Below are 14,028 nucleotides of genomic sequence, written 5' to 3'. Positions count from 1 at the left end.
CACTTTGCCCAGGGCCTGCATGTGTTCCCTGGCCGCATTGGCGAGCATGTCGCCGCTGGCCTCGGCCACTTGCTGGCTGCTCTTGTGGGTCTGGTAGAGCGACAACCCCATCAACAAGCCGACGACCAGCAGCAGGCAGAGGCCGGCGAGGAGGGCGATCTTGCTCTGGATCGTCAGGAATGTTCTGCGCATTGGAAATACCTTTTTCCACGCGGGCAATGGCGTGGCCACTGCCCGCGGCCGAGATTAGAAACCGGTGGCGAACACCACCTGGGCGTAGACGTTCCTGTCGTTGTTACCCAGTTGGGTACCACCGTTTTCGGCGCTCTTGTCCGGCTGGTAGATGCCCACCAGTGGCATCACGGTCAGGTGGTCGTTGACGTGCCATTCGGCGTACAGGTCGACTTCGTGGCCATCGGTGTTGCCCAGGTTGCGGTCGATGGTGTCGTAGTTGAAGTACATCGCGCCGACGTTGAGGTTTCCCAGCGGCGAGACTTTCAGCGTGACGTTCTGGATGCGCGAGTTGCTGTTGAACGGCCCGGCGTAGTTGCCCGCGACCTCGCCCTGGAACCAGGTGCCATAGCCACGGCTGAAACCGTAGAACAGGGTGTCGTAGTTTTCCGAAAAACGGCTGTAGCGGTAGCTGGCGCTCGGCGTCCAGACCGCGTCGGAGAAGGTCCAGCCGGCTTCCAGGTACCAGGCGTCTTCGCTGGAGGTGTTGGGTTTGTCCTGCTTGGCGTACTCACCGGACAGGAACAGGTCTTTCACCCCGGCGTTGCCCGCCGCACGCAGGCTGTAGGTCTTCATGCCGTCGCGTTCGAGCTGGATCGGCGAGGCGTACTGTTCGTCGATATCGGTGGTCTTGATGACCGTCAGGCCGACTGTGCCGGCCTCGGCCACGTGCTCCAGGGTGCCGACGTACATTTCGGTCTTGGCCTGGGCGCGGTTGTCGGATTTTAGCCACATCAGGTCGCTGCGCCAGCCTTCCTTGCCGCCCAGACGCAATACGGCGGTTTCGTCGAAGGCTTTGCGCGCCGCCAGGTAGTAGGCGCCGCCACGGTTGAACTCGCCGTCGGCCAGGCCTTTGCCCATGTTCAGCGCGTCGCCGTCGATCAGGAAACCATCACCGACCACGATGTTCTGACGGCCGAAGGACAGGTCGACGCCGTCCTTGCCCAGTGCACTGAACAGGTCGGCCGAGCGCCAGCCGAGGTAGGCATCTTCGAACTTGGTGGTGCGTTCGGAGCCATCGCTGAAACCGGCGGCATCGCCGTCACCCCAAGTGCCGGAGCTGAGCATGTTGCCCGCGCCGTACGCGGTGCCCACACCGCCCAGGCCTTGATCGAAGCTCAAGCCGTATTTGATGTAGCCCTCGCGCCACGACGAGCTGCCTTCACTGAGGCGGCCGGACAGGGCGTAGTTTTCCTGGCTATGGAAAATGCCGAACACGGCTTCGAGGGTAGCGTTCAGGTGGCTGTCGTCATCGGCGTAGAGTTCATAGGCACCGGCATTGCCGGCACTGATCATCAGCGCGAGCGTCGTGAGACGAAGCAAGGGGGACTTGAGCATGGTGTGGCATCCGTTCTTGTTCTTGAGCGCAGGTTTGCGGTCTGCCCGGATACTAAGGCGCGGCTTTCGATTGCCCTTTTCCCTGTTTGCCAATTAGTTGGTTGTGCATGCCAGATTGGCCGGTTTGGCAGCCCGGCCAACACAACTGGCACGCAGGGCAAAACCTGCGTGCCGGCGACCACCGACAATCCCTACCAACCTGCCGAAGCACCGTTGCCTCGGCATTTTTAGTGTTGGTGTTCGTCTGCTGACGAACGCGTGGATTTTCAAGGTCGTTTTCCTATGTTCACTTCGCTGCGTTTGCCCCTCATCGGCTTGCTGTCGTTCACCCTGGTTCAGGCGGTGTCTGCCGCCGAGTGCGCCACGGATACCCGTCGTGGTGCCGAAGTGTTTGCCACCGAGTGCAGTGTCTGCCATGCGGTGACCAAGGGCACGACCGGCATGATGGGGCCGAACCTGTTCGGCGTGTACGGGCGCAAGTCCGGCTCGCTGGCGGGTTTCAGCTACTCCCAGGCCATGCGCGACAAAGACGTCGACTGGCAGGCCGAGAACATCACGCAATTGATCACCCAGCCCCAGGCCTTCGTGCCGGGCACCTACATGCCGTACATGGGCCTGGCGTCCGCCGACGACCGCCAGGCGGTCGCGTGCTTCCTCAAAGAACAACACTGATCAGACGGATTACCGCCTGACAACCAACCACCCCTGTAGGAGCTGGCTTGCCAGCGAGACGGCCTTGAGTCCTGCACTGCCCGTCAAGACGCTATCGCCAGCAAGCCGGCTCCTGCATCTGAATGAAAGGTGATTTATGAGCAACGTTGAAATCCTGCCCCAGGTTGCTGCATTCCTCGAGCGTCGTCACGGCTGCTTCATTGACGGCCAGTGGGTGTTTGCCGAGGGCGACAGCATCGCCGTGGTCAACCCGGCCACCGGGCAAACCCTGTGCGAAACCCTGGATGCGCCGCTGGAGATCGTAGAGCGCGCCGTGCAGTCGTCGCACAAGGCGTTCAAGTCCGGCGTGTGGTCGAACCTGCGCCCGGCCGACCGTGAACGCATCCTGCTGAACTTTACTCGCCTGGTCGAAGAACACGCCGAAGAGCTGGCCCAGCTGGAAACCCTGAGCCAGGGCAAATCGATCAACATGGCCCGCGCGCTGGACTTGAACGCCACCGTGGAATTCATGCGCTACATGTCCGGCTGGGCGACCAAGATCGAAGGCCAGACCTTCGACGTGTCGATCCCGCTGCCACCGGGCGCGAAGTTCACCGCGTTCACCAAGCGTGAGCCGGTCGGTGTGGTGGTCGGCATCGTGCCGTGGAACTTCCCGCTGCTGATCGCGACCTGGAAGCTGATGCCGGCCCTGGCCACCGGTTGCACGGTGATCATCAAGCCAGCGATGGAAACCCCGCTGACCGCCATGCGCCTGGCTGAGCTGGCGCTGCAAGCGGGCATCCCGGCCGGCGTGTTCAACGTGGTTACCGGTGGTGGGGCCTCGGTAGGCGGTGTGCTGACTTCGCACCCTCTGGTGAGCAAGGTGTCGTTCACCGGTTCCACCGCCGTGGGCAAGAGTGTCGGTGTGGCGTGCATGGAAAACATGACGCGCTTCTCCCTGGAACTGGGCGGCAAGAACCCGATGATCGTGCTCGCCGATGCCGACATCGAAAAAGCCGTGCAAGGCGCGATCCTCGGTGGCTTGCTGAACAACGGCCAGGTCTGCGCCGCTGCGTCGCGCTTCTACGTACACCGCTCGATCCACGACCAATTCGTCGAAGCCCTGGCCGCCGCCGTCTCGGCGATGCCGATCGGCGCCGGCATGAACTGTGACGCGGCGATCAACCCGCTGGTGTCGCGCAAGCAACAACAAAGCGTGCTCAAGCACATCGAATTGGCCCGCCAGCAAGGTGCGCGCGTAGTGACGGGTGGTGAGCTGCTCGAAGGCGACGGTTTCTTCGTGCAGCCGACCATTCTGGCGGACATCGACCACAGCATGGCCGTGGCCCGTGAAGAAGTGTTCGGCCCGGTGCTGGGCGTGATGCCGTTCGACGACGAAGACGCCGTGATCGAACTGGCCAACGACAACCGCTACGGCCTGGCCGCGAGCCTGTGGACCAATGACCTGGGCAAGGCGATGAACCTGGTGCCGCGCATCGAAGCCGGTACGGTGTGGGTCAACGCCCACGTGCTGCTCGACCCGGCGATGCCGTTCGGGGGCGTCAAGCAATCGGGCATGGGGCGTGAGTTTGGGCGTGCGGTGATCGAGGCTTACACCGAGCTTAAATCGGTGTGTATCGCGCATTGATAAACCTGTGGGAGCGACGTCAGGTTAATGCGGTCTTGTAGGAGCCGGCTTGCTGGCGATGGGCTCCAGTTCGCCGCGTTTATCCCGCTCTCATGCGTTATCGTTAACGACCATCGCTGGCAAGCCAGCTCCTACAAGGGACCGCGTCCGAGATGTGAACGCCAAACTGTAGGAGCCGGCTTGCTGGCGATGGACTCAAGTGCGCCGCGTTTATCCGGTTCACACGCGTTATCGTTAACGACCATCGCCGGCAAGCCAGCCCCTACAAGGGACCGTGTCCTGGTCGAAATGATGTGAACGCCAAACTGTAGGAGCCGGCTTGCTGGCGATGGACTCATGTGCGCCGCGTTTATCCGGTTCATGCGCGTTATCGTTAACGACCGTCGCTGGCAAGCCAGCTCCTACAAGGGACCGCGTCCGAGATGTGAACGCCAAACTGTAGGAGCCGGCTTGCTGGCGATGGACTCGAGTGCGCCGCGTTTATCCGGTTCACACGCGTTATCGTTAACGACCATCGCCGGCAAGCCAGCCCCTACAAGAGACCGCGTCCGAGTCGAAATGATGTGAACGCCAAACTGTAGGAGCCGGCTTGCTGGCGATGGACTCGAGTGCGCCGCGTTTATCCAGTTCGTACGCGTTATCGTTAACGACCATCGCCGGCAAGCCAGCTCCTACAAGGGACCGCGTCCTGGTCGAAATGATGTGAACACCAAACTGTAGGAGCCGGCTTGCTGGCGATGGACGCAAGTGCGCCGCGTTTATCCAGGTCACACGCGTTATCGTTAACGATCATCGCTGGCAAGCCAGCTCCTACAGCGCCGCGTTTATCCTGCTCACATGCGTCATCGTTAACGACCATCGCTGGCAAGCCAGCTCCTACCGTTTGATTTACGTCGGATCGCCGCATCTCGCTCCCTCAATCACGCTGCCGGTGGCGGTTTCGCCAGTTCAATCCCGGCGGCGCCCAGCCGTTTGAGAATCTCGAAGAGCAGCTCGCTCTTGATCGCGCCGACCGTGCGTGGGCTGCCGACATAACCGGTGATTGTCAGGGTGATGCCTTCCGGTTTGAGCTGACTGAAGCGCAGGAACGGCGCCGGTTTATCCAGAATGGATTCATGCTCGGTGTAGCTGTCCATCAGCAGGTTTTGCACCAGCTCCGGATCGATATCCAGCGGGAACATCAGTTCGAGAATCACCACGCCCTGGGCGCTGCCGCCGAGGGTGACGTTGCGCAGGTTCTGCGAAATCAGGTGCGAGTTGGGTACGATCATGATCGAGCGGTCGGCTAGCTGTATTTCCGTGGCCCGCACGTTGATCCGTCGAATATCGCCTTCCACGCCACTGATGCTGATCAGGTCGCCGACCTTCACCGGGCGCTCGGTCAGCAGGATCAGGCCGGAGATGAAGTTCTTCACGATCTCTTGAAGACCAAAGCCGATACCCACCGACAAGGCGCTGACGATCCAGGCCAGGTTGGTCCACTTGATCCCAAGCGACGACAGTGTGAGGAGCACCACCGAGGCGTAGCCGATGTTGGCGAACAGCGTGCTCAGCGAGGCGCACATGCCCGGGTCCATCTCGGTTTTCGGCAGGAACTCCTTGTCCAGCCAACGGCGTAGCGTGCGAATCAGGTAGACGCCGATCATCAGCGTCAGGAAGGCACGCAGCAGGTTGTCCGGGACAATGTTCAGCTTGCGCAGCCCTTCACCGCCGAGGATGGCTACGGTGCCGGTGACCAGTTGTCCGAGCGTCGTCCCCACACCGCCGACAAACAGGGCGATGACGCCGATCAGCATGAGGATGGCGCGGCCTGCTCCGGAGAACACCGTGCAGATCTGCTCCAGTCGCGGGTTGCCGATGCCCAGCAGCTGTTTGATCGCCTTGCCGGCAGCTTGTCGGGGCGAGAAAAGGTAGTCGCAGGTGTCCTGGTAAACCTGGGTGAGCAGATAGAAACCGGAGAAGATGATGAAGACCCAGACCATTTCATAGGTGATGAAACGGGCCATCGTCACGTAGCCGCTCACCAGGGCGAGCAGGGACACCACCACGGCTGCGCCGGTAAGCGCATAAATCAGCCCGGCGGAAGTCGTCACGCCTTCGGGGGCTTCGCCGGCGACTATCAGCTCCCGGCGAGTCTTGCTGACGCGCAACAGCAGGGCGCCGATCACCAGCGCCGCGACCAACGCGACGATGCCCCGGCCGAACAACACCACTTCGGCGCTCATGCCGGTGACATTGCTCATCTGCACCAGGGTCACCAGTACCAGCAACAGGCTTGCCAGCAACCGCGGATAAGGCTCCATCGCCAGTGCCACCTCATCGGCAATGTCGGGCAGGCGCCAGGAGGGGTGTTTGGTCGACAACAGTGCGCGGCTCAATCCGGTGATCAGCACGCAGGTATAGGCCAGCTTTTCCAGGTACTGCGCGAGGTCGGCCAGCAGCGGCGAGTAGGGCAGTTGGCGGGTCCCGGCAAAGTGCAGCAGTTGCAGGGCGATGCCGGCGCTCAGCACCGTCGCCACTACCGAAGCCAGCGCAAGGGAGCTGCGCCGCAACCGCCCTTCAGGCATTCGATGGATGCACAACCATGCCAGAAACCGGCCGGCGAGCTTTCGCCCCACGGTCCAGATGACCAGGGCGAGCAGGAGCAGGGCGGCGGTGATCCCGCGTTGTCCGGGTTGCCAGGCGGCCCGGTGCGTGGCGTCGAGTTGCCCGATTAGCGTATTGAAACGTTGGCGGTCATCGTACGGAAGATCGAACAATGGCGACCAGAAGCCCGGGTTCAAGATACTGCTGGTTTGCTGGGTCACTTCCGCTTCGATCAGGCTTCGCCGAATACTGCCAATCTGGGTGATCAGCTCGGCGGCACTTATTTTCAGCGCGGCCAGGGTTTTGAGTTGGCCATCGATCTTGCTTTTTTGCTCGCTGAGGGTGTCTCGCTGGGTGGTAATGGCAGACGTTATCTGGGCGTTCTCGGCGAGCGGCACGGGTCCCAGCACGTTGAGTTGTGCCTGCAACTGCGTCTGTCCAGGCAGCAGCGATGTGGACAGGCGTTCAATGTCCTGAATCAGTACCTGCACCAGGTCCTGTGAGCTTTCCAGCTGGGTGTAGTTGCTCGCCTGGGACACCTGCTGCTTGAGGCTGTTGAGTTGGTTTTGCAACCCCAGCAGTTCGTCGTCGGCGATGCTGATGACCGGGGTCGTGGGATTGGGAGCCAGGGTGTCGGCCGTGGGCGCCGCCAACAGCCATCCCGGGCTTGCCGCCAGCAGCGCGAAAGCGAGGCAGATCATTGACTTCCATACATTGCGCATCGGCGAGCTCGACGGATTGTTAATCACATAGCCAATGAGGTTAGGCCATGACACGCACCCTAGAGCGATGTTTTGTCGGAAGTGCCCCGGGCGGTTTTCGCCCGGGGGCTACTCATGCTGTTGCCGCGCCGGGAAAAACAGTTCGAAGCAGGTGATGCCGTCGACGCTGCTGACATGGCAGGCACCGTTGTGCAGTTGCATGATCGTCGCCACGATCGACAGGCCCAGGCCGTTGGATTGGGCCGAGCGTTCGCGGGACTCATCGACCCGGTAGAAACGTTCGAACAGCCGTGGCAGATGCTGGGCCGGGATGGTCGGGCCGTGGTTGCGCACGTGGACCTGGATGCCGTCGGCGGTCGGCTGGGCGTGGATGTACAGCTCGGACTGCGGGGCGCCGTACTTGATGGCGTTGGCGCACAGGTTGGCCAATGCACGACGCAGCAACATCGGCTCGGCCCAGATCAGACCGCTGCCCCGGGCATTGATGCAGATGCCAACGTCGGTCGCCGGGCCTTCGAAGTAGTCGGCCATGCGTTGCATTTCGTCAGCGGCATCCAGCTCCTGACGTTGGCGCAAGGCACTGCGCGGGTCGGTGCGGGCCAGGAACAGCATGTTGTCGAGCATGCGCGCCAGGCGTTCGAGTTCTTCGACATTCGAAGCCAATAGCTGCTGATAGGCGTCGGTGCTGCGGTTCTGCTGCAGGGCCACCTGGGTTTCGCCGAGCAGGTTGTTGATCGGCGTGCGTAGTTCGTGGGCCATGTCGGTCGATACCTGGCCCAGTTGGATGAAGCCTTTGTCCAGGCGGTCGAGCATGGCGTTGAAGGCGTCGATCATCGGCAGCAGCTCCAGCGGCGCGCCCTGGCTGTCGAGGCGTTCGTTGAGGTTGCCGACGTCGATGCTCTGGGTGTGGCGGGCCAGGCGCCGCAGGGGCAACAGACCACGATGCACCAGCAGATAACCGGACAGCGCCAGCAGAATCGCCGCGACGCTGGCGAACAGGTACACATTGAAGCGGTATTCGGCGAGCACGGCGGTGCGCTCGGTCATCAGGCGCCCGGTCACCACTTGCAGGCTGCCCAGGTCACCGGAGTCGATGGTCGCCGCCAGGGCGGAAAACGGCACGCCATTGACGTTGGGCAAATGCTGCACGTCGTCCAGGGTCAGCCGATGATCCATCGCCACCGGGGTCAGCACCGGCATGTTCAGGTCGCCCGGGTTGACCACCAGCAACGGTGGCTGGCCAGGGGTGCCGATGGTCAGCAGGGCCTCACGGTTGCCCATCATGTTCTGGAACAGCGCCGGCTTGGCCTTGATCAGGTCGAGGGTGTTGCTGTCGTTGAGGAAAGTGCGCAACTGGTCGATGCGGGTGATCAGGGCAATGTCGTCGCGATGGATCAACTCGCGCTCCAGGTCGCGGTACAGCGCGACGCCGAGCAGCGCCAGCGAGACAAACGCCAACAGGGCAAACACCAGCGCCAGACGCAGGGTCAGGGAATGGCTGAGGCGGGAGGCGGATCGCAGCGGTGTCATGGCATTCATGGGGGCGTTCAGGGTTGAGTGTCGAAGCGGTAGCCGATGCCGCGTACGCTGTGGATCAGCTTGAGCGGGAACGGATCATCGATTTTCAGGCGCAGGCGGCGCACCGCGACATCGACGACATTGGTGTCGCTGTCGAAATTCATGTCCCAGACCCGCGAGGCGATCATCGAGCGTGACAGCACCTCGCCCTGATGGGTGGCGAACAGGTGCAACAGGGCGAATTCCTTGTTGGTCAGGGTGATGCGGTTGCCGGCGCGGCTGACGCGGCGCTTGAGCACGTCGATCTGCAGGTCGTCGACGTGCAGGTGTTCTTCTTCCCGGGTAGGGCCACGGCGGGTCAGGGTGCGCAGGCGTGCCACCAGTTCGGCGAAGGAAAACGGCTTGATCAGGTAATCGTCGGCGCCCAGTTCGAGGCCTTTGATGCGGTCGGCGATGTCATCCCGGGCGGTGAGGAACAGCACTGGCGTGTCGGCTTCCTTGCGCAGGCGGCGCAGGACTTCCCAGCCATCCATCTTCGGCATCATCACGTCCAGCACGATCACATCGAAATCGTGCTCCAGGGCCAGGTGCAAGCCATCGACGCCATCGCGCGCCAGGCTCACGGTGTATCCGAGTTCCTGCAGGCCGTTGAGCAGGTAATTGCCGGCCTTGGGTTCGTCTTCGACTACGAGGATGTTCATCGGGAGCGGCCTGTTTCGGTCGGGCTACGGGGGGGTATCAATGGCGCAAGTGTAGCCCGGCCAGTCGTCAATACAGGCATTCGATCAGTTCTCGCCAATGCAGCCAACGCCCTGGACTTGATAGTCCAGCTGGTGTTCGCGACCCTGGTGGTCGAGGTAGTTGAACTGCGCCGGAACGATGCCGCACTTGCCGTTGAGGTCGGTCATGGACAGCACTGTGGCCACATCCACCGGGACATAGAAGCCGTCTTTGTCATGGATGACCGGCGAGGTGGACTGGGTAGCGGCAAACGCCGAACCGGTGGCGAGCAGGGCGACAAAACCAGCAATCAACATTTTCATGACGAATCTCTCTCTGCAAGGGCTGGGTGGCTGCCGAAGGTTGGCCTGGCAGTGAGCTCAGGTTAACGAGGCGATCCGGACAGCCGACCAACAACTCGATTACAAAGTTGTAATGAAACGTAGGTTGGAACACCGCCCCCTGTAGGAGCGAGCCTGCTCGCGATGGACGCAAATGCACCGCGTTCATTCAGGCAGCACGCGTAATCGTTAGCGACCATCGCGAGCAAGCTCGCTCCTACAGGGTGAAAACTGATCAACCCCCGGATCCATGGCCTAAGCTTGTTCGCAGGCCCATGTTCATCGAGCACCTCGATGGGCAAACGGCACCTATAAAAACAATGCAATCAGGAGATGCCCATGTCCGCCTTGATCCGTCGTTTCAGTCGCTGCATGGCCGCAGGTTTGACTGCTGCCGTGCTTGTCGCACCCGCCTTCGCGCTCGATACCGTCAAGTTCATGGCCCCGGGCTCGGTGGGCGGTGGTTACGACCAGACCGCCCGGGTCCTGGGCAAGGCCATGGTCGAAGCCAATACGGCCAAGGCGGTAACCTTCGAGAACAAGGGCGGAGCGGGCGGGACCCTGGGGCTGGCGCAATTTGCCAACAGCACCAAGGGTGATCCGAACGCCTTGCTGGTGGTCGGCGCGATCATGGTCGCGGGCATCGAGCAGAACAAGCCGCAGATCAGCCTGAAGGATGTGACGCCCATTGCCCGGCTGTTCACCGAGTACAACGTGATCGCCGTGCGTAAGGAATCTGAATTCAAGACCCTCGATGACCTGATCAAGGCGTTCAAGGACAAACCGACCAGCATTACCTGGGGCGGCGGCTCCAAGGGCTCGGTCGACCACATCGGTATCGCCGAGCTTGCCGGCAAACTGGATGTTCCGGTCAACAAGGTCAACTACGTGGCCTTTGGTGGCGGCGGTGAGGTGGTTGCCCAGGCGCTGGGCGGCCAGCTCAAGGTGATCACCGGCGGTTACGCGGAGCTTGGCCAGTACATCAAGAACGGTCAGTTCCGTGTCCTTGCCATCGGTGCGCCGGAGCGTGTTCCCGGCATTGATGCGCCAACTCTCAAGGAAAGCGGCTACGACGTGATCATCGGCAACTGGCGCGGCGTTTATGGTGCGGCGGGCCTCACCCCGGAGCAGCGTAAAGAGGTGACCGACGCCGTCGTGGCCGCCACCAACAGCAAGGTCTGGCAGGACAATATCCAGGCCAACGCCTGGACGCCCAGCGTGCTGACCGGCGATGAGTTCGGCAAATTCGTCGAGGAAGAACACGTGCGGTTGCGCGCCATGCTGGTCAAGGTCGGGCTGCTTTGAGATGGCCACACAGCGCGCCGTGGTGCCGACGCAATTGGCGGTCGGCATCGGCCTGATCGCCATCAGCGTCATATTGGCGATGGGTGCCTACCGTTTTCCGCCTGAAATGGGTTTCGTCATCCTCCCGGCCTACGTTTACCCCTATGTGGTGGCGGCGTTTATCGGCGGCGTGGGCCTGTTGCTGAGTTATCAGGCGTTCAGCGGTGGTTTTCGCGAACTGGATAACGACGACACGGGCACGGTGCCCGGTGGAAAAGCCGGTGCGGCCTGGGTGACCGGGGGGCTTGTCGGGGTGGCGGTGCTGATCAACCTGATCGGTTTCGTGCTGGCCGCCGGGTTGCTGTTTGCCTGTTCGGCGCGGGGGTTCGGCAGCCGTCATCCGGTGCGGGACCTGGCCATCGGCATTGCCTTGACCCTGCCGATCTACTGGCTGTTCAACGCCGGGCTCGGGGTTTCCCTGCCGTCGCTGATCAACATCTGGCTTTGAAAGGAGAGCGACGCCGTGGACATTCTTTCAAGCCTGGCGATGGGATTTTCCTCGGCGCTGACGCCGATCAATCTGATGTGGGGGTTCATCGGCTGCCTGCTCGGCACTGCCATCGGCGTGTTGCCCGGGATCGGTCCGGCACTGACGGTGGCGCTGCTGCTGCCGATCACCGCCAAGGTCGATCCCACCGGGGCCTTGATCATGTTCGCCGGTATCTACTACGGCGCGCAGTTCGGTGGCTCCACTACCTCGATCCTGCTCAATACCCCCGGCGAATCGTCGTCGATGGTCACGGCCCTGGAAGGCAACCTGATGGCGCGCAACGGCCGCGCCGGACCTGCGCTGGCAACGGCGGCGATCGGCTCATTCGTCGCCGGCACCATCGCCACGATTTTGCTGACGCTGTTTGCGCCCATCGTGGCCAGGCTGGCGCTGAATTTCGGCCCGACCGAATACTTCGCGATCCTGGTGCTGTCGTTCACCACCGTGTCGGCGGTGCTCGGCGCTTCCATGCTGCGCGGGTTTGCCTCGCTGGGCGTCGGCTTGACCATCGGCTTGATCGGCCTGGATTCGACCTCGGGCATTGCCCGCTACACCCTCGGCGTGCCTGAACTGGTGGACGGGATCGAGGTGGTGCTGGTGGCGGTCGGTCTGTTCGCGGTGGGCGAGGCCTTGTACAGCTTGCTCTATCAAACCGAAGCCAACGAAGGACGGCATCGCCTGACCTCGTTGTGGATGACCCGCGCCGACTGGAAACGCTCGGTGCCGGCGTGGCTTCGCGGCACGCTGATCGGTTTTCCGTTTGGTTCGATTCCGGCCGGTGGCGCCGAGATTCCGACCTTTCTGTCCTATTCCACCGAACGCAAGCTGAGCAAGTACCCCAAGGAGTTTTCCGCCAACAAGGGCGAGGGCGCCATCGAAGGCGTTGCCGGCCCGGAAGCGGCCAACAATGCCAGCGCGACCGGCTCGCTGGTGCCGTTGCTGACCCTGGGCATCCCGACGTCCGCCACCGCCGCGATCCTGCTGGCGGCGTTCCAGAACTACAACCTGCAACCCGGGCCGATGCTGTTCGAAACCTCTGCCGACCTGGTCTGGACGCTGGTGGCTTCGCTGTACATCGGCAACGTGATTCTGCTGGTGTTGAACCTGCCGCTGGTGGGCCTGTGGGTCAAACTGCTGCAAATCCCCCGGCCGTACCTGAATGCCGGCATCCTGGTATTCGCCACCATCGGCGTTTACGGCATGCGCCACTCATCCTTCGACCTGATCCTGATGTTGGCCATTGGCTGGGGCGGGGTGCTGATGCGGCGGTTCGACTTTCCCGTCGCCCCGGTGATCGTCGGCATGCTGCTGGGACCGATGGCGGAGAAACAATTGCGTAACGCCTTGTCCATCGGCGAGGGCGACTGGACAGTGTTCCTCACGCAACCGATCTCGGCGTTCTTCCTCGCCCTCACGCTGCTGGTGCTGGTGGTGCCCCACGTGCTGCATAAACGCGGCATCAAGTTGCATGAGGATGATTGAGCCCCCCCCTGTGGGAGCGGGCTTGCTCGCGAAGGCGGTGTGTCGGTCGACATTGATGTTGAATGTGAGGGCCTCTTCGCGAGCAAGCCCGCTCCCACAGTAATTGCGGTTGTTCACGGAATTTTCGTATGCCCACAAATCCTGTGGGAGCGGGCTTGCTCGCGAAGGCGGTGTGTCAGGCGACATTGGTTTTGAATGTGAGGGCCTCATCGCTGGCAAGCCAGCTCCCACAGTAATTGCGGTTGTTCACGGAATTTTCGTATACCCACAAATCCTGTGGGAGCGGGCTTGCTCGCGAAGGCGGTGTGTCAGGCGACATTGGTTTTGAATGTGAGGGCCTCATCGCTGGCAAGCCAGCTCCTACCGTAATTGCGGTTGTTCACGGAATTTTCGTATGCCCACAAATCCTGTGGGAGCGGGCTTGCTCGCGAAGGCGGTGTGTCAGGCGACATTGGTTTTGAATGTGAGGGCCTCATCGCTGGCAAGCCAGCTCCTACCGTAATTGCGGTTGTTCACGGAATTTTCGTATGCCCACAAATCCTGTGGGAGCGGGCTTGCTCGCGAAGGCGGTGTGTCAGGCGACATTGGTTTTGAATGTGAGGGCCTCATCGCTGGCAAGCCAGCTCCTACCGTAATTGCGGTTGTTCACGGAATTTTCGTATGCCCACAAATCCTGTGGGAGCGGGCTTGCTCGCGAAGGCGGTGTGTCAGGCGACATTGGTTTTGAATGTGAGGGCCTCATCGCTGGCAAGCCAGCTCCTACCGTAATTGCGGTTGTTCACGGAATTTTCGTATGCCCACAAATCCTGTGGGAGCGGGCTTGCTCGCGAAGGCGGTGTGTCAGGCGACATTGGTTTTGAATGTGAGGGCCTCATCGCTGGCAAGCCAGCTCCTACCGTAATTGCGGTTGTTCACGGAATTTTCGTATGCCCACAAATCCTGTGGGAGCGGGCTTGC

General features: G+C 61.8%; 10 protein-coding genes. 5 read left to right on the top strand and 5 right to left on the bottom strand.

The genetic code is table 11. The features are described 5' to 3' along the window. Positions 1-246: 246 nt before the first annotated feature. Positions 247-1,569: an alginate export family protein gene (locus KGA88_RS21985; protein WP_223594242.1), complete on the bottom strand. Its 1,323-nt coding sequence runs from the start codon at positions 1,567-1,569 to the stop codon at positions 247-249. Positions 1,570-1,851: 282 nt separating this feature from the next. Between KGA88_RS21985 and KGA88_RS21980 the strand changes: the two genes are divergently transcribed. Continuing rightward, positions 1,852-2,241, top strand: a complete 390-nt coding sequence (locus tag KGA88_RS21980) for a c-type cytochrome (protein WP_103395741.1) — start codon at positions 1,852-1,854, stop codon at positions 2,239-2,241. Between the two features lie 136 nt (positions 2,242-2,377). Further along, a complete protein-coding gene (locus KGA88_RS21975) occupies positions 2,378-3,868 on the top strand; it encodes an aldehyde dehydrogenase family protein (RefSeq protein WP_223594240.1) in 1,491 nt (496 codons plus the stop codon). 920 nt (positions 3,869-4,788) lie between these two features. Here KGA88_RS21975 and KGA88_RS21970 read toward each other — a convergent pair. From KGA88_RS21970 to KGA88_RS21955, 4 genes are all read right to left on the bottom strand, one after another. Continuing rightward, positions 4,789-7,176, bottom strand: a complete 2,388-nt coding sequence (locus KGA88_RS21970; RefSeq protein ID WP_223594238.1) for a DUF3772 domain-containing protein — start codon at positions 7,174-7,176, stop codon at positions 4,789-4,791. Positions 7,177-7,284: 108 nt separating this feature from the next. Next, on the bottom strand, positions 7,285-8,715 hold the full coding sequence (locus KGA88_RS21965; RefSeq protein WP_223594236.1) for a heavy metal sensor histidine kinase: 1,431 nt from the start codon (positions 8,713-8,715) through the stop codon (positions 7,285-7,287). Between the two features lie 8 nt (positions 8,716-8,723). Then, positions 8,724-9,395 (bottom strand): heavy metal response regulator transcription factor, encoded by a 672-nt coding sequence (locus KGA88_RS21960; RefSeq protein ID WP_046040381.1) that lies wholly within the window; start codon positions 9,393-9,395, stop codon positions 8,724-8,726. An 84-nt stretch (positions 9,396-9,479) separates the two neighbouring features. Then, a complete protein-coding gene (locus tag KGA88_RS21955) occupies positions 9,480-9,737 on the bottom strand; it encodes a DUF2790 domain-containing protein (RefSeq protein ID WP_110663028.1) in 258 nt (85 codons plus the stop codon). Between the two features lie 357 nt (positions 9,738-10,094). On the opposite strand from KGA88_RS21955, the gene KGA88_RS21950 reads away from it, so the two are divergent. The 3 genes from KGA88_RS21950 to KGA88_RS21940 are packed head-to-tail and all read left to right on the top strand — an operon-like array spanning position 10,095 to position 13,071. Beyond that, positions 10,095-11,060: a Bug family tripartite tricarboxylate transporter substrate binding protein gene (locus tag KGA88_RS21950; protein ID WP_110662469.1), complete on the top strand. Its 966-nt coding sequence runs from the start codon at positions 10,095-10,097 to the stop codon at positions 11,058-11,060. 1 nt (position 11,061) lies between these two features. Next, entirely contained in the window at positions 11,062-11,547 is a 486-nt protein-coding gene (locus KGA88_RS21945) for a tripartite tricarboxylate transporter TctB family protein (protein ID WP_110662468.1), read from the top strand. 15 nt (positions 11,548-11,562) lie between these two features. After that, a complete protein-coding gene (locus tag KGA88_RS21940) occupies positions 11,563-13,071 on the top strand; it encodes a tripartite tricarboxylate transporter permease (protein ID WP_223594234.1) in 1,509 nt (502 codons plus the stop codon). Positions 13,072-14,028: the final 957 nt, after the last annotated feature.

The organism is Pseudomonas sp. A-R-19, from assembly GCF_019956575.1.
In the GTDB taxonomy this organism is placed as follows: Bacteria; Pseudomonadota; Gammaproteobacteria; order Pseudomonadales; family Pseudomonadaceae; genus Aquipseudomonas.
Note: the sequence above shows the minus strand (reverse complement) of the source record. Positions and strands in the feature narration are given on the sequence as shown.